Here is a 16,300-nt window from a genome sequence, read left to right on the forward strand (position 1 = left end):
GCTGAAATCTTTGCAGAGCAGCATTGATTTCAGCTTCTTTTTGTTGGGAAAAGTATTGGTATTGTATTTAAATAATCTCTTTAACTTGTGCTATACCCTTATCAGTAAGCACGTAGTGTCCATTTGTCACATATAATAGACCTTGTTTCTTTAGCTGTGAAGCAGCTTGATGAGTATAATCAGGTCTCCAGTTCAAATGCTCATGAATGGTACCAATGCCGTTTTCAACGTGCGCGATAGGTGTATCCATATGTGTATAAATATGGTACAACATCATCGTTTCCCGATAATGGCGACGTAAGTGACGTTGACGACGGTATGTGGCGATATAGCCTGTCTTCGGTGTTGCGATAACAGCGATAATCAGTGCGATACCAATGGTGGTTGCAATGGAACCAGCGATGGACACGTCCATGGTGAAAGCTACTTCCGTACCAATGACAGCACAGATAATACCGATGATGATACTGCTAGTAAGCATGGCTTTCACAGAGTCCGTCCATAAATAAGCGATGACCGCAGGTCCTATCATGAGGCCGATGACGAGAATGGCGCCTACCGCTTGGAACGAGGCCACAACGGTGAGGGATACCATGGTCATTAGCACATAGTGGATGAGGGCTGGCATAAAGCCGAAGAGCCCCGCTAGTAGCGGATCAAAGGTAGATAATTGCAATTCCTTGTAGAACAGCATGACTAATATTAAATTGATGAGTGCCACGCCTAGAGAAATCCATAGCGATACAGGCCCTAGATCGGTGCCGTTCACAATCCATCGATCAAAGGGTGCAAAGGCTATTTCGCCGAGTAATGCGGTATCTACATCGAGATGAGCGTTACCGCTGTATAGGCTGACTAGAATGATGGCGATAGAGAATAGAAGCGGGAAGATGATGCCGATAGACGCATCTTCGTTGACAAGCCCCGTATTGTGTATCATTTCCGTAAGCCATACGGTGCCTACACCAACTAAGGTAGCCCCGACGAGTAGAAATGGAGAGTTTAAATCTTCCGTCATAAAGAAAGCGAGCACGATGCCGAGGAATACGGTGTGCGTAATGGCATCGGCCATCATGGACATGCGACGCAATACGAGGAAGACCCCAGGGATGGCACATGCGATGGACACCGCAATGGCAATGAGTAATATCTCTGTATGAACTGTCATGGGGCACCTCCTATGCGAGGTTGTGCGTCCTCTGCTACGTAAATACTTTGCTGTGCCTTGAATTTGGGAGCTCTTGTGGTTTCTAACAATAATGCGTGCTTTGACCGTCTATTTTTGCGGAACTGCCAGAGCATACCTCTGTTAGGAGCAAAGATGAGGCTCAATAATACGAGAATCGATAAAATGACGATGATAGCTGGACCTGTCGGTAATTTTGGAACCGCTGTACTCCAGATAGTACCGCCGATGGCGGATATCATGCCGAAACATCCTGCTAATATACACATGGTGCCCAGTTTGTTCGTCCACTGTCTTGCCCCTACGGCGGGTGCAATGAGGAGGGAGCTAATCAAGATAGCGCCTACCGATTGAATGCCGATGATAATGGTCATGATCAATAGTGAACGATATAAAATAAGGGTGAAAGTGACGGGAATTTGTAGTGTTTTGGCGTATTCCACATCGAAGGAGATGAGCTTTAACTCCTTCCAGAATAATGCGGTTAACACGATGATGATGAGCGCCGCTGCAGATGTGATGTACACGTCGCGCGCTAATATGGTGGCGGCCTGTCCAAATATGAATTTTGAAAGCCCCGCCTGACCAGCATTGTTTAAGCTTTGTACATAGGTGAGCAATACCATACCGAGCCCAAAGAAGGCGGAGAGTATGGTGGCTAAAGCGCCATCAAATTTTATTTTGCTGTTTTCTACGGTAATGGTAATGAGCCAAGCCGCAGTAATCGATGAAAGTGCAGCACCGGCGATGAGAACCTCGATGTCCTTGATGCCTGTCAGCAAGAAGGCTATGACCACACCGGGTAATGCCGCATGTGATAGGCCGTCACCGATGAGGCTTTCCTTGCGAAGTACCGCAAAGGTGCCAGCGATACCACTAGCGAGGCCTAATAGAGCCGTGCCAAGCAGTACCATCTGCGTCGTATAGGATTGGAGTATGGTCATACAATCCTCCCCTTGCCGTAGGTGCGCTCAATAGCTTCGTCCGTAAATGTATCTGCTACGGGGCCATAGGCGACAGTTTGTTTGTTTACCATCGTTACCCAATCGAAATATTGGGGCACCGTATTTAAATCGTGGTGGACGACGATAACCGTTTTGCCTCGAGCTTTCATTTCTTGTAAAAGCGAAATAATAGCATGCTCTGTGGTTTTATCGACGCCCTTGAAGGGTTCGTCCATGAGGTAAATATCTGCCTCTTGGACGAGAGCTCTTGCGAGGAAGACGCGTTGTTGTTGTCCCCCTGAAAGCTGGCGAATTTGTCTGTCCACATAGTCGCTCATGCCCATTTTTTCAATCATGGAGAGGGCGAGTTCCTTATCCTTTTTGCTAGGACGCTTAAACCAACCTAGATGACCATAACGGCCCATGAGTACTACATCTAGTACTGTGGTAGGGAAGTCCCAGTCTACGCTGCCACTTTGAGGGACGTAGGCGATTTTTTTGTAATCGTTTTTGTCCATCGCTAAGTGGTGATCGATATAAAATTTTACACTTCCTGAGATAACTGTTAGTAGACCAAGCATGGCCTTTAATAATGTGGACTTACCGGCCCCATTAGGGCCGACAATGGCCGCTAAGGAACCGATGGGTACCTTCATATCTACGTCCCATAATACGGGTTTTGTCGTATATGCTACGGTCATATCTTCAACTTCAACGGCCCATTCCATGGAAACCTCCTTGTATTAATGCGTGCCACTAGCTAATATTGCTAGTAGCACATGTACTTACAATAACAAAGTAAATTTGAGTCTATTTAAGTTAGTATACGTAAATTTAATTTGTCTTATTTAATTAAGAAAATCTAGCAATTGATTATTTAAGTGCTTTGGTAATTGTATCAATATTGGCTTTTACCATGCCGATATATGTACCGCCTTCAGTGCCTTCGGAGCCGAGAGAGTCGGAGTATAATTCGCCGCCGATGGAGACGTTCCAACCTTTAGCTTTAGAAGCTTCTTGAACGGCTTCAATTGTTTTGTGAGGTACAGAAGACTCTACGAAGATAGCTTTGATCTTGTGGTCTACGATGAATTGAACGAGGTTATTCATATCTTGTGTACCTGCTTCTGTGGCAGTGCTTACACCTTGCAAACCTTTTACTTCAAAGCCGTATGCGCGAGCGAAGTATTGGAATGCATCATGAGCTGTTACAAGTACGCGAGATTCTTTCGGAATAGATTCTGCTTGAGCTTTAACGTACGCATCAGTTTCATCTAACTTAGTAAGATATGCGTCATAGCGTTTTTTGTAATCTTCTTTATGAGCCGGATCGGCTTTAGCAAGACCTTCGTATACTGCTTTTGCTGCCAGCTTCCAGTTAGCAACGTCAAACCAAATATGAGGGTCTTTTGTTTTTACACCATCTTCTTCGTCAAAGTCGAGCAATGTAGATGGATCAATGGCATCAGATACGCGGATGGTCGCTTTATTTTGCTTTGTTAGATTATCGAAAATGGAGCCCATTTTACCTTCCAAGTGAATGCCGTTGTATACTACAACATCCGCCTTAGACATAGCTGTTACATCGCCTGCACTCGCTTGATATAGGTGAGGGTCTACACCTGGGCCCATGAGACCTTGAACGGTTACATGGTCACCGCCGATTTCTTTTACTAAATCCGTTAACATCGTCGTTGTAGCTACGACATTAAGTTTTTTCTGACTATCTTGGGCTGTGTCTTTTCCGCAGCCTGCAAGGGCAAATACTATAAGTGCTAATGATACGACGACTAATAAAATTCGATTAAATTTCATAATAAGTCTCCTTTTTATAGATACTAAATTTAAAAACATTAATGACTTTGTTTGAGGGACATATTTTGTTCTAATAATGAAATAATTTGAAGAAGGAAAATATCTCTCTGAATTTAAACGGAAAACTAGCCGCTACTAACGTAGCGGCTAGTGGCAGTTATACGGTCTTCTGCTAAGGTCAAAATAATCTAGGGAATAAGTGCTTGTAGATGGTTAGGCCCAACGAGGGCAACAATACCAAGTACCATCATGACCTTCATTTGAATACGCTTTCTACGTCTCATGATGAACCTCCTTTGTGTAGTTTTTTGTCATATCAACTAGATATGTGAGTCCGGACAGTTATCTTGAATTCAATATATCATAAATGAGAAATTTTATCAATAAGAATTTATTCTTTTAATATTCATCTTTATTTAGTATGATATTATGCATAGACAAAAGGTTAATAAGGAGGCTTCTTATGAATAAATTATTCCGATACGCTGCTGCAGGTGTACTTGTTGCATCTTTTGGCATGGTAAGTGATTATACAGCCGATGCGGCGAAGTTTTTAGAATCTCCACGTGAGGTTACTATTGTAAAACCTGAGTTGCCTGAGATTCCTAAAACCGCTACGGTAGCGCCTGATATGCGCGTACGCTTCTTGATTGATAAAAAAGGTAATGTTAAAAATGTTTTCGTTGAGCGTTCTTCTGGCTATGCTCCAGTTGACGAAGCAGTAAAAAAAGCAATTTTACAGTGGAAATTCACACCTGCTATTGGCACAGATCAAAAGGCACACGAATCCATTATTGGGATGACAATTACTCTGCCTAAGCAAGCTGTGAAAGCTAAATAAGGAGAAAACGATGAATAAAGTGTTGCGTTGTATTATATTAAGTTCATTGTTTGTAATGAGTATGGTAGCTTCTGTGTTGGCAGCTCCATACGACCCACCAGTAGCTATAGCTACACCACCTATTGACCGAGCACTGCTCGCTGCCTATGGTGAAGCAGCTCATGGTGCGGATATACGTTTTACCATCAAGGAAGATGGTTCTGTAGGGGACGTTGAAGTTGTTTCATCTAGTGGCTCTAGTGCTCTTGATGCGGCTATTGTAGATACTATTTCTAAATGGAGATTTAGTCCTGCTACAGATTCCAATGGTAAACCTGTAGCATCTTCTAAAACTGAATATATTGATTTTAAAAACTAATCAAAGGCACTCATACAGAACTGCACTCCAAAAATTGGACACAATTTCGAGGTGCAGTTTTTGCATGCCAAAATATTCTAAAAAATAAAGTAAGGTTATTCATTTTCATAATATTGGATTCGTAAATCTTAAAAATTAATCAAAATTGTATCTGTAGCAACTGAAAATTACTTTCAAAATGATATAATAAAACTGTAATAATAAATTAGCCCGTGGAGGTATAAGCATATGAATCCATTAAAACAAAAGCTAGATATTAATAATGAACGTTACAGAATTATCGTGTCCATTAAAGAAGATTATTTGGATGGTAAATTGTCCTTAGAAGAGGGCAATCGCATTTTAAAAGAAAAATTAGGCACTTGTACACCTGATGAATTTGCCTACGCAGAGCAAAGCTTGAAAGGTGTTTACAAGGACGAAGAAATCCTAGAGAAAATGGATGATCTCTTAGAATTATTTGATGGCGTTTTGGTGCGTGCCGAAAATGAGTACCCTGAAAATCATCCGTTATGGGCATACTTGGAAGAAATTAACGCTGTTGAGAAGGTAGCACTAGAAGCGGATGAGTTATTAAAGCAAGAGAAGTTTATCAAAAATCCGTGGCTCGGCGTTTTTGATTCCTTAGCAGAGTGGAGAACACATCTGTCTCGTAAGCAAAATCAACTTTATCCAATGCTTGAGGACCACGGCTTTGACCGTCCAACGCGTATTATGTGGACCTTTGATGATGCTGTGCGCGATGCTATCTCTGCATCCTATGCATTGCTTCGAGAAGATAAATACGAAGAATTCCTAGCATCTGTGCCAGAAACATTGGCAAAATTGCGTGATTTGAATTCTAAAGAATTAGAAGTCTTATTGCCCACATCTTATAAATTGTTGAGCGACGAAGAGTTTGTGCGGATGAGTAAAAATGACCATGAAATTGGTTATGCCATTATTCAAGCGCCAGGTTTATATGTAGTGCCAGGTATTAATGATTCTGCGGCGCAATTGAATGGTAATAATTCAGCTCAAGGTGGTGCTGTATCTAATGAATTCTTAAATGATTTAGCGGGTTTGTTATCTAAATATGTAGGTCCTGTTGGAGGTGCGCCCGTTGGTAAGGACGCAGTCCTCGATGTAGCCACCGGCAAATTGACATTAGAGCAAATTAATTTGTTATTCCGTCATCTCCCTGTAGATTTATCCTATGTAGATGAAAATGAACTAGTTAAGTTCTACAGCGATACACCACATCGTATTTTCCCTCGCAGCGCGAACGTTATCGGTCGTGAAGTGAAGAATTGCCACCCAGCGAAATCTGTTCATATAGTAGAGGAAATCGTAGAGAAGTTCCGTTCTGGCGAGCAAAGCCAAGCGGAGTTTTGGATCAATAAACCAGGCTTGTTCATCTATGTTATTTACACAGCCGTACGCGATGAAAATGGTAAATTCCGTGGCGTATTGGAAATGATGCAAGACTGCACTCATATCCGTGAGCTCGAAGGTTCCCGTACATTATTGACTTGGGATAAAACTGATTTTGTAGGCGATGGTGGTAAGGAAAAATCCTTGGCTCAAGAGGCTGCAGAAGAGGTAGAAGAAGAGCCGTTAACAACTGATGCGGATGGTCGATTCCATATCGATGCGAAAACGACATTATCTAATCTAATTAAACAATGCCCAGAAATTGTAGATCATTTGATTTCTTTAAATCCTAAATTCGAGAAATTAAAAACACCTATGGTAAAAGTAATGGCTAAGGTAGCAACAATTAAGATGATGGCAGAGCGCGGCGATTTTGAGGTAGATGATCTAATTAGTAAAATCGACGCATTTATCAATAAAGATAAGAAATAATTGTACTTTTAAACCTTGAAAAGAGGCGAGGGCTTAGGACCTCGTCTCTTTTATCTGACCAAATGTGTTGCACTAATTCAAAATAAACATACATTAATTTCCTATAAATCATCTGTTTTATGTATACAAATTTGATTGAACAAGGTAAAATAGAACATAATGAAAGTATTTGCGTAAGCAGTGTTTTCATATATAACATTACTTTTACAAGAGAAATTGCTTAACTATTAAAAGGTGAGGATCTAGATACTATGTCGACAAGACGCGTTTGGAAGCAAAGTGAAATCAAAACAAATCCATTATTTTCTATGATGCGCAGTACAATTGAAACTGCATTCTATGGGAACAATGTAACTCCTGTAACATCTGTGGCACAAGCGTATCAACTAGCCTCTGAAGAGCCAGGTGTTATCGTCCTCGATATGCCAGTATTTAAACCATTAGAACAAGGTTTGCCAGCTGATGCAAAGGTCCTTGTTACAAATGATGGTAAAACTACAGGTCGTTATGCTAAAGCTCGTCGTATTATTGGAGACGAGGGCATCGATGAAGTTGAACTCGCGAATATTGCACGTGATGCTGTGTATGATAGCCGCAATAAAGAGTGGATTTCTGCAGAATCTATCGTTGGTCTTGATAAAAAATTCACAGCTCGTGCTCATTTGATGATTCCAAAAGATCACGCGTCTATTTTGTATTCTTGGCTCATGAACTTCAAGTTCTTTGATGCAGCTGTAAAAGAATTCTACAATGACAGTGTAGAGATCCCAGAAGGCGACATCTATATTTACTCTGATCCTGACTATGTTGTACCAGGTCATCCAGGCGGTCTTGCTATTTTTGACCCTGCGCATAACTGTGCTATGATTCTTGGTATGCGCTACTTTGGAGAGCATAAAAAAGGTACACTTACACTTGCGTGGTCCTTGGCAAATCGTTTCGACTATGTTGCTTGCCACGGTGGCATGAAACGTTACAACCTTGAAGGTGGTAAATCTTACACTATCGGTGTATTCGGTTTATCTGGTTCCGGTAAATCCACATTGACTCATGAAAAACATGATGGTCGTTATGATATCTCTATCCTGCATGACGATGCATATATCATCAATACTGAGGATTTGAGTTCTATTGCTCTTGAACCTACGTACTTCGATAAAATGCAAGATTATCCTGTGGAACATCCTGCTAACGAATTCTTGTTGACGCTACAAAATGTAGGTGTAACGATGGATGAGGATGGACGTAAGGTTGTACTGGCCGAAGATGTGCGAAACAGCAATGGTCGTGCTATTAAATCTCAATTCTGGACAGATAACCGCGTAAACTACGTAGGTGAACCTGTTAATGCGATTGTATGGCTTATGAAAGATAAAACATTGCCACCAATCCTTAAGATTTCCGATCCTGTATTGGCTTCTACAATGGGGGCAACCCTTGCGACTCGTCGTTCTACAGCAGAAAAACTTGATGCTCACGTCGACCCAAATGCGCTTGTTATCGAACCATATGCAAATCCATTCCGTACATATCCATTGGTTCGTGACTATGAAAGTTATAAAAAATTATTCTCTAAATGTGGTGTAGAGTGCTATATCATGAACACCGGCTTCTTCTTGGAAAATAAAATTCCTAAAGAAGTTACTCTCGATTTGTTAGAGCGTTTAGTAGAAGGTACATTAGAATTTAAACCGTTCTGTGAATACGAAAATCTTTCTTATGTAGAGGTTCCTGGTTTTGAACCTCCATTCGAAGTACGCGAGTATCATCACCAATTGCACCAAGCTTTTGAGTTCCGCTATGATTATGTAGAAAAACTTAAAGGTCATAAAAACGAATTACCTCAAGAAGTATTGGATGTACTTAAATCTTTAATGTAATCTAAAAATTAAAAAGGGCTGTAATAGAATGCGGTTTTACCGCATACTATATGTAGTTCCTTTAACTTATAAGACATACCAAGAAATTTAGGTTTGTAAGGCACTAAATTTCTTGGTATTTTTTTATTTTCCCCATGTATATGTAACGTATATTTTAGTAATATATAGTTATAATAGAAATAATGTTTTATTATAAGACTTGTATATGTACATAGTTATAAGGACTCGTATATGGACATAAAAGACATTAAATATATTAGTACCATCGTTGAGATGGCATCATTTTCTAAGGCATCTAAAAAGTTATATATTTCTCAGCCGGCGTTGAGTCAGGGAATTCGTCGTATTGAAGCAGAGCTAGGAGTTACGTTGTTTGTTCGTGATCGTACAAAAGTCGTGCCAACGGCTGCGGCGTTACAAATTGCAAAAGAGGGCATGCCGTTAGTTTTAAAGGCGGAGGCTTTAACGCAATCTATCATTAATCAAGGCACAGATGTAGCCTATCATGTGCGTATCGGCTTGTCTCAATTTTATGGACATCATATGCTCGGGAAAACATTGAAAAGCTTTCAACAGATTGAACCGTCTTGGGAGTTCCATGTTGTAGAGGGTGAATCTCACTTCTTGGAACAGCAAATTTGTGATGGTTTAGTAGATGTAGGGTTATTCCCAACGCCGATTTATTCTCAGGATCTTGAAAGTTATCCCGTTTTAGATGAGCAGATTTTATTGGCCATTAGTGTGGAAAATAAGAAGGCTATAGCCATTGCAGATTCTCTCATGACTGGTGATGGAATTCGAGAAATTGCACCCTTTGGTGCATTTCCGTTTATTTTGCTAAGAGAAGGACTCAAATTACGGACGTTGGTAAACCGTTTATGCCAAGCGGAATGCTTTGTGCCCAAAGCCGTCATTGGCTCTGAAACTCTAGATTCATGCCGGTCCTTGGTAGAAGATGATTATGGTATTACATTCTTGCCGAGCACGCTCAATAGCAAGGGGGATGACGATAAGGTTAAATTCTATCCTCTTGCATCGAAACTTTGTTTCCGCCAATTAGTTCTTGTGGCAAGGTCTGATCGGGCAAAACGTTTCCATTTATCTGAAGTAGCACATATCATGCAGCAATTTTTGTAGTGCATAGGTATAAAGATATTTAGGTGGCATATCCTGAGGGGTGGATCATATTAATAAATTAATAATTAATACATAAATTAATACGTAAATCAATCAATTAATCAATAAAATAAAGAGACTAATTCCTGTAAAGCTTAGGAATTAGTCTCTTTTTATTTATGAAAAGAAACTGAAAAAATCGAATTTAATAAATATAGTAATTATCATATTCTTAGATATAGATGCGTCAAAAATTTCTCAAATTTTAATTGACAAATGTCTTTTCAGAAAATATACTTAAAGTGATTTAAAACATATTTAGGAGATAGGACTTAAAACCCATCATTGTAGTGGATTTAAAGTGAATTAAAAGTAGAATATGTTTTTTGTTTTTATTGGTTGGCCTATGTAGGCCCCTAGGAGGTTTCAAATGAGTAAAGATGTGGAAAATAAAAATACCCATGAACACAATCATGGTGAACAACATGGTCACGACCATAATCATGAACATCATTGCCACTGTGGCGGTCATGATCATCATGGTCACGACCACGATCATCAACATGACCACGATTATGACCATGGTCATGCAAAGGCTCTTCCGACGGATAAATGGGTGCCACACACTCATGAACCAGGGGTACCTCATGAACATGGCGTAAACGACTATATGAAAGCCGTTGCTGAGTATCGTAAAACATGGCCTACCAAACAAGATGTTATCGAGCAAACACCAGATCCTGCGGTACGCGAAATGATTCTTCGCATGGAGCAAATCGGTTGTGATACAGTATTTGACCGTTTTGATAAACAACAACCACAATGTACATTTGGTATTGCTGGTATATGTTGTCGTATCTGTTTCATGGGCCCTTGTAAAATTACACCTAAGAGTCCTCGTGGTGTCTGCGGTGCGGATGCTGACCTCATCGTAGCTCGTAATATGACACGTGCTGCTGCAGGTGGTTTGACTCAACATGGTGCACATGCTCGTGAAATCTTGATTTCTTTGAAAGCTGCTGCTAATGACCAATTGGACATTCCAATTTTAGGGGAAGAAAAAATCCGTACTGTATGTAAGGCTTTCAACATCCCTGAAGAAGGTCGTTCCTTGAAAGAAGTGGCTAATGATTTAGCAGATGTATTGCTCGAAGATTTGAGCCGTGCATTGCCAGGTGAATATAAAACAATTACAGCTATGGCTCCTGCAGAGCGTCGCGAAGTTTGGAAAAACTTGGATATCTTGCCTGTTTCCGCGTACAATGAAGCCTTCGATGCATATCATCGTACAACCGTAGGTACAGATGGCGATTGGGAAAGCAATATGAAACAATTCTTGCGTTGTGGTCTTGCTTTCACATTCACAGGTGTAGTGGCAGCAGATATCGCTACAGATGCATTGTTCGGACAAGGTGGTCGCCGTACATCTAAAGTTAACATCGGTGCCTTGAAAAAAGGGTATGTTAACATCGCTGTTCATGGTCATTTACCAACATTGGTATCCCAAATTTGTACAATTGGCGCCTCTGAAGAATATTTAGAAAAAGCAAAAGCTATCGGCGCTAAAGGTATTCAATTCTACGGTATCTGCTGCTCTGGCTTATCCAGTATGTACCGTTATGAAAATGTTATTCCATTGTGTAATGCTATCGGTGCTGAACTTGTACTTGGTACAGGCGCTCTTGATTGCTGGGTAGCTGACGTTCAAGACGTATTTCCGGCTATCATGGACGTAGCACGTTGCTTCAACACAAAGGTTATCACTACGTCTGATGCAGCTCGTTTACCAGGTGCTGAACACATCGGCTACGATCATCATCACACTAACTTGGCTGAAACAAAAGATTTGGCTCGCAAAATCTTGGATCGTGCTCTTGAAGCGCATGAATTGCGTAAAGGTATGCCTGTATTCATTCCGCCATACGAAATCACAGCAGAAGTTGGCTTCTCTCCAGAATCCACTGTTAAACATTATGGTTCCTTCAAACCATTGGCAGAGGCTTTAAAATCTGGTAAAGTTCGCGGTATCGTTAACGTAGTAGGTTGTTCTAACCCTCGCGTTATCTATGAAAAGGCAACTGTAGATATCGTTGATACACTTATTAAAAATGGCTGTATCATCCTTACAAACGGTTGTGCATCCTTCCCATTGATGAAACTTGGCTATTGCAATACAGATGCTAACAAAAAATGTAGCCCTGCATTGCAAGAGTTCTTAGGCGATGATCAACCACCAGTATGGCATGTGGGCGAATGTGTAGATAATGCACGTTCCTCCGGCATCTTCGGTGGTATTGCTGCAGAGCTCGGCCTTAATTTACCACAATTGCCATTTGCTATGTCTAGCCCTGAATGGTCTAACGAAAAAGGTATCGATGCATCTCTTGGCTTCCGCTTGATGGGGATTAACTCTTACCACTGCGTTGAGCCACCTACACAAGGTTCTGATGCCGTTACAAAATGGCTTAAAGAAGATACTAAGGATATCTTAGGCTCTGTTATGTATGTAAATACGGATCCTGCTAAAGTAGCTGAGAAAATCTTGGCAGATATCGATGAAAAACGTGCTGCTTTAGGTTGGGCTGAAGTAAAATAGTTTATCCTTTGGTAGATTATAATTTGTAGTTAAGTATAAAAACACCCTCTATAGATCTTATAGTTATTATGACTATTAGAATTAAGAGGGTGTTTTTTATTGTTTGTGGATAGATTTTTTACTAGTCTTGTATTAGCCGTAGTATAATGTACTAATTGTTTTAGACCTATTAAAGTGTGATGGTTTCACCATCTTCAGGTACTGCTACATGGCTTTCAATGTTGGTGCCTTTGATAAATTTGCGCACATCCTTACGACTTGTTGCAGTATGATTAACTGTATCCATGTGAACCGCAATAATTTTAGCCTCTGGTTTACGTACCACCATGCGGCCAATATCTTTTGTACCCATAATAATACTATCTTCAAAGCCTAAAATTTGAGCATATCCAGTGTTCATAATAATAACGTTAGGGTCGAAGCGAAGGAGGGCCTTCTCTACATCACTTGTCCAAACTGTATCGCCTACAAGGTACACAGTTGGTTCGTCTGCTGCTTCAAAAATAACGCCCATCGCATCGCCTGCTAATGGTGCGAGAACTGGATTGGCATACATTTCTACAGTGCCGTGTGAGCCACCTGTTTTTCTTAATGTGATACCATTAAACTCTAGACTTTCAAAAATGATGCGTACATCGTTAAAACCTTGAGTAGTAATAAGTTCTTTGTCCGCTGTATTTTGTACAAAAATTGGAAGTGATTTTGGAATAGATTTAACTGCAGTATCATCCCAATGATCAAGATGTGTATGTGTAACTACTACTGCTGTTACATCGTTTAATAGCTCATCCATTGATACAGGCAAATCAACCATAGGCATTCTTTGTTGGTAGTTAAATGTACCTTCAAAGCCAGGATAAGTATCTTTTGGTGCTAAGAATGGATCAATAAGAAATGTTGTGTTTTTTATTGTTAATTTTCCCGTTGCATTTCGAATGTGAGTATATTGTGTCATAGTTATCTCCTTAATTGAATTATTATTGATTTAATTGAATAGATTATTATTTGTAATCTCTAGAATTAGTGTACCTTGTTTTGTTATACTAGTCTCAACAATAATTAACACTATGTTTATTAATAGACACATTGTATAAAAGTGTCTATATTGGAGGTTTTATGATAACTCGAAAAGAAATGACACGTAGGTTGTTAAAAGAAGGGTTGCTTAGTTGTTTAGAGAACCATTCTTTTGAGTCTGTAACAGTAACATTGTTGTGTAAAACGTCAGGTATAACTCGTTCTACTTTTTATTTACACTATAGTAATATTATGGAAATTGTTGATGATTTAGTGGATGATGCAATCGCTTATTCAAAGCCAGGAATGGTAGATAATAATAATTTACAAACTATAGCTAAAACCTTATCAGCTGCTTCTGATTCTGTGTCATTGAGAGAAGCATACGATTCTATTTTTGATAGACTGCCGTTATGTCAGCGTATTATACGACATAAAAAGTATTTACCTTTATTTCTAGATGAGCAAATTGCAGAATATGTATTACAACGCATTATACGGCGTGAAAAAGATCGGCAAGGGCTCGTTATGGCAGAAGCACTTGGGATTTCATTTGATGTGGGTGTATCCGTTTTTGTATTTTTAGTACATGGACTATACGCTATTAATAAAGAATACAAGTGGTCTCAGAGCGATAAGTGGTTAGAAGCTCAGAAAATTATTTTTGAACTCGTTTATCGTGGTTTACAAAGTAAATAGTATTCATACCCGCTTATGTTTTAGTATTCTATGAAGTTTTTAGACAACGAAAAAAGGACTCTGTATAGAGTCCTTTTTTCATGTAAGGGGAGTGTTAGTATTAATATCAAATGAAACATGTATTTAAACAAGTAGTAGGTTTGGGGTTAGTATTACTTGTCGGGAGATAAATACACGTACGGCAACCAGGGAATTGTTACCTCTATCTATCATTTGACATTATCATTATAGGAATGGTAAATGAGTTAAAAATGAAGAAATTTAATAAATTTCTTTAAAATTCTTATATTTGTAAAAAACATGGTAATTAATTTTAATTATTGTTGATAAATATGGGACAATTTTGGTATTATATAAAGGAGAAGTTGTATATTTTATAAAGGTTTATCCACATTAAGCTTTTATAAAATATACAGCTCGATAGCATGAGAGGGGCAGTCATATGAGTAAAATATTCACCATATTAACACTTTTGTGGCTACTCAGTATAGGGGGGACTACTAACGCAACGGACTGGTACTATGTTGGACCAGATGCATCAGGAAACCAATTATTTATTGACAATGACAGTGTACAGAAGAGTGATTACGATGCGCTTTTGTGGCTGCGAGTTAATGAACTGGGTGGCGACGAATTGCGATATAAAGTTTATATCAGTAGATATAATCGAACCATGGAAACATTGAAGGTAGATGCGTACATGTCAGACGGGACGCCGTATGAGAATGTAGAATTTAATGAGAATCCTGAGCCTATTGCAGGGAACACAAATGGTCAAGCCATTTATATTTTATTATGGAAATAAAAGAACCATCTAGTACAGCAAACTAGATGGTTCTTTTTATGTGTAAAATATTTATAAAGCATTAGGGAATATTTTATATACTACATCCTCTAGATGTAGAGAATGGTATATATGAGGTTTTTAGACTTGAGCTGTATTGCGAGTCAACTCCAAGTCTTGAATCATTTGGAGATCGTCTTGAGGTGAACGACCGCCAGTAGTTAAGTAGCCACCAACCATGATACCGTTTAGGCCACCTTTTAGAGCATAAGCTTGTAAGTCTCGTAGATTTACTTCGCGGCCGCCTGCAGTCCGTATCAATGCGTTTGGCAAGATGAAACGGAATACAGCGAAGGTACGTAAGATATCCAATGGACGTAAAGCTTCGTTGCTTTCAAATGGAGTCCCTTTAACAGGATTCAAAATGTTTAATGGCACGGAGTCAATATGTAAACGTTTAAGTTCGAACGCCATTTCTACGCGTTGTTCTAATGTTTCGTTAAGACCAAGAATGCCGCCAGAGCAAACACGGATGCCTGCTTTTTGTGCATTATCTATGGTAAACATTTTGTCTTCGTAGGAATGTGTTGTACAAATATCTGGGAAGTGACTAGGTGCCGTTTCGATATTGGAGTGGTATCGAGTAACGCCAACTTCTTTTAATTTGAGTGCTTGTTCGTAAGTTAACAACCCAAGGGAACAGCAGATTTCAAGACCAATTTCGTTTTTGATACGGCCTAATACGTGGATGATTTGATCAAATTCATCAGGGTTATTAGTATTACGACCACTTGTTACGATGGAAAAACGAATGGCACCAGCCTCTTTAGCTTTACGTGCTGCTTGGAGAATGCTTTCTTCATCCATGAAAGGATACTCCTGAACGCCTGTGTTGTGGTGTGCGGATTGAGCACAGAATTTACAGTTTTCAGGACATTTGCCGGATCGAGCATTAACAATGGCGCATACATCCACAGAATTATCATTGAAATGTTGGCGAATTTTATCAGCCATAGCGAGTAGAATCATAGTATCATCATCTGAAGTATGAATTAGCTCGATTGCTTCTTCTTTTGTAATTTCGCCACCGTTCATGATGCGGTTTGCAATGGTAAGTATTTTTTCGTATGTACCCACTTGGGATGGTTGTTGATCTATTGGCAAAGCCATAATAGCCTCCAGGAAATTGTTAACTTAATAAAAACATAATATATTGACA

General features: G+C 39.7%; 14 protein-coding genes. 8 read left to right on the forward strand and 6 right to left on the reverse strand.

Annotated features, from left to right (window positions below):
* Nucleotides 1–67: 67 nt before the first annotated feature.
* From HMPREF0873_RS07400 to HMPREF0873_RS07415, 4 genes are all read right to left on the reverse strand, one after another.
* Nucleotides 68–1,168 (reverse strand): metal ABC transporter permease, encoded by a 1,101-nt coding sequence (locus tag HMPREF0873_RS07400; RefSeq protein WP_008715242.1) that lies wholly within the window; start codon nt 1,166–1,168, stop codon nt 68–70.
* On the reverse strand, nt 1,165–2,130 hold the full coding sequence (locus HMPREF0873_RS07405; protein ID WP_008715244.1) for a metal ABC transporter permease: 966 nt from the start codon (nt 2,128–2,130) through the stop codon (nt 1,165–1,167). Before HMPREF0873_RS07405 ends, HMPREF0873_RS07400 begins: the two co-directional genes overlap by 4 nt.
* Nucleotides 2,127–2,858, reverse strand: coding sequence for a metal ABC transporter ATP-binding protein (locus HMPREF0873_RS07410; RefSeq protein WP_004697906.1), 732 nt, complete (start codon nt 2,856–2,858; stop codon nt 2,127–2,129). Before HMPREF0873_RS07410 ends, HMPREF0873_RS07405 begins: the two co-directional genes overlap by 4 nt.
* Nucleotides 2,859–3,003: 145 nt before the next feature.
* Nucleotides 3,004–3,945 (reverse strand): metal ABC transporter solute-binding protein, Zn/Mn family, encoded by a 942-nt coding sequence (locus HMPREF0873_RS07415; protein WP_008715246.1) that lies wholly within the window; start codon nt 3,943–3,945, stop codon nt 3,004–3,006.
* A 463-nt stretch (nt 3,946–4,408) separates the two neighbouring features.
* Here HMPREF0873_RS07415 and HMPREF0873_RS07420 point away from each other — a divergent pair, with 463 nt between their 5' ends.
* The 6 genes from HMPREF0873_RS07420 to cooS all read left to right on the forward strand — a co-directional run bounded on the left by HMPREF0873_RS07420 (nt 4,409) and on the right by cooS (nt 12,581).
* On the forward strand, nt 4,409–4,786 hold the full coding sequence (locus tag HMPREF0873_RS07420; protein ID WP_004694057.1) for an energy transducer TonB: 378 nt from the start codon (nt 4,409–4,411) through the stop codon (nt 4,784–4,786).
* A gap of 10 nt (nt 4,787–4,796) precedes the next feature.
* A complete protein-coding gene (locus HMPREF0873_RS07425) occupies nt 4,797–5,144 on the forward strand; it encodes an energy transducer TonB (RefSeq protein ID WP_004697914.1) in 348 nt (115 codons plus the stop codon).
* Between the two features lie 228 nt (nt 5,145–5,372).
* Complete coding sequence (locus HMPREF0873_RS07430; protein WP_004697795.1) at nt 5,373–6,989, forward strand: PAS domain-containing protein; 1,617 nt, start codon at nt 5,373–5,375, stop codon at nt 6,987–6,989.
* 251 nt (nt 6,990–7,240) lie between these two features.
* Nucleotides 7,241–8,869, forward strand: a complete 1,629-nt coding sequence (locus tag HMPREF0873_RS07435; RefSeq protein ID WP_008715251.1) for a phosphoenolpyruvate carboxykinase (ATP) — start codon at nt 7,241–7,243, stop codon at nt 8,867–8,869.
* A 231-nt stretch (nt 8,870–9,100) separates the two neighbouring features.
* Nucleotides 9,101–10,006 (forward strand): LysR family transcriptional regulator, encoded by a 906-nt coding sequence (locus HMPREF0873_RS07440; protein WP_004697697.1) that lies wholly within the window; start codon nt 9,101–9,103, stop codon nt 10,004–10,006.
* A gap of 409 nt (nt 10,007–10,415) precedes the next feature.
* Nucleotides 10,416–12,581 (forward strand): anaerobic carbon-monoxide dehydrogenase catalytic subunit, encoded by a 2,166-nt coding sequence (cooS, locus tag HMPREF0873_RS07445; RefSeq protein ID WP_008715254.1) that lies wholly within the window; start codon nt 10,416–10,418, stop codon nt 12,579–12,581.
* Nucleotides 12,582–12,750: 169 nt separating this feature from the next.
* On the opposite strand, the gene HMPREF0873_RS07450 is transcribed toward cooS, so the two are convergent.
* Nucleotides 12,751–13,536: an MBL fold metallo-hydrolase gene (locus tag HMPREF0873_RS07450; RefSeq protein WP_008715256.1), complete on the reverse strand. Its 786-nt coding sequence runs from the start codon at nt 13,534–13,536 to the stop codon at nt 12,751–12,753.
* A gap of 161 nt (nt 13,537–13,697) precedes the next feature.
* On the opposite strand from HMPREF0873_RS07450, the gene HMPREF0873_RS07455 reads away from it, so the two are divergent.
* Both HMPREF0873_RS07455 and HMPREF0873_RS07460 read left to right on the forward strand, forming a co-directional pair.
* Nucleotides 13,698–14,297 (forward strand): TetR/AcrR family transcriptional regulator, encoded by a 600-nt coding sequence (locus HMPREF0873_RS07455; protein WP_038125756.1) that lies wholly within the window; start codon nt 13,698–13,700, stop codon nt 14,295–14,297.
* A gap of 442 nt (nt 14,298–14,739) precedes the next feature.
* Nucleotides 14,740–15,102 carry a hypothetical protein gene (locus HMPREF0873_RS07460; RefSeq protein WP_008603073.1) on the forward strand — a complete coding sequence of 121 codons (363 nt, stop codon included), beginning with the start codon at nt 14,740–14,742 and terminating at the stop codon, nt 15,100–15,102.
* A 120-nt stretch (nt 15,103–15,222) separates the two neighbouring features.
* Here the strand turns inward: HMPREF0873_RS07460 and bioB are convergent, their stop codons facing one another.
* Nucleotides 15,223–16,251 carry a biotin synthase BioB gene (bioB, locus tag HMPREF0873_RS07465; RefSeq protein WP_004694042.1) on the reverse strand — a complete coding sequence of 343 codons (1,029 nt, stop codon included), beginning with the start codon at nt 16,249–16,251 and terminating at the stop codon, nt 15,223–15,225.
* Nucleotides 16,252–16,300 lie beyond the last annotated feature (49 nt).

This window comes from Veillonella sp. 3_1_44 (genome assembly GCF_000163715.1).
Classification (GTDB): domain Bacteria; phylum Bacillota; class Negativicutes; order Veillonellales; family Veillonellaceae; genus Veillonella; species Veillonella parvula_A.

Excerpts from the sequence above, each read along its gene's own strand:
- HMPREF0873_RS07400 (WP_008715242.1), bottom strand. The coding sequence starts at position 1,168 with ATGACAGTTCATACAGAGATATTACTCATTGCCATTGCGGTGTCCATC.
- HMPREF0873_RS07405 (WP_008715244.1), bottom strand. The coding sequence starts at position 2,130 with ATGACCATACTCCAATCCTATACGACGCAGATGGTACTGCTTGGCACG.
- HMPREF0873_RS07410 (WP_004697906.1), bottom strand. The coding sequence starts at position 2,858 with ATGGAATGGGCCGTTGAAGTTGAAGATATGACCGTAGCATATACGACA.
- HMPREF0873_RS07415 (WP_008715246.1), bottom strand. The coding sequence starts at position 3,945 with ATGAAATTTAATCGAATTTTATTAGTCGTCGTATCATTAGCACTTATA.
- HMPREF0873_RS07420 (WP_004694057.1), top strand. The coding sequence starts at position 4,409 with ATGAATAAATTATTCCGATACGCTGCTGCAGGTGTACTTGTTGCATCT.
- HMPREF0873_RS07425 (WP_004697914.1), top strand. The coding sequence starts at position 4,797 with ATGAATAAAGTGTTGCGTTGTATTATATTAAGTTCATTGTTTGTAATG.
- HMPREF0873_RS07430 (WP_004697795.1), top strand. The coding sequence starts at position 5,373 with ATGAATCCATTAAAACAAAAGCTAGATATTAATAATGAACGTTACAGA.
- HMPREF0873_RS07435 (WP_008715251.1), top strand. The coding sequence starts at position 7,241 with ATGTCGACAAGACGCGTTTGGAAGCAAAGTGAAATCAAAACAAATCCA.
- HMPREF0873_RS07440 (WP_004697697.1), top strand. The coding sequence starts at position 9,101 with ATGGACATAAAAGACATTAAATATATTAGTACCATCGTTGAGATGGCA.
- cooS (WP_008715254.1), top strand. The coding sequence starts at position 10,416 with ATGAGTAAAGATGTGGAAAATAAAAATACCCATGAACACAATCATGGT.
- HMPREF0873_RS07450 (WP_008715256.1), bottom strand. The coding sequence starts at position 13,536 with ATGACACAATATACTCACATTCGAAATGCAACGGGAAAATTAACAATA.
- HMPREF0873_RS07455 (WP_038125756.1), top strand. The coding sequence starts at position 13,698 with ATGATAACTCGAAAAGAAATGACACGTAGGTTGTTAAAAGAAGGGTTG.
- HMPREF0873_RS07460 (WP_008603073.1), top strand. The coding sequence starts at position 14,740 with ATGAGTAAAATATTCACCATATTAACACTTTTGTGGCTACTCAGTATA.
- bioB (WP_004694042.1), bottom strand. The coding sequence starts at position 16,251 with ATGGCTTTGCCAATAGATCAACAACCATCCCAAGTGGGTACATACGAA.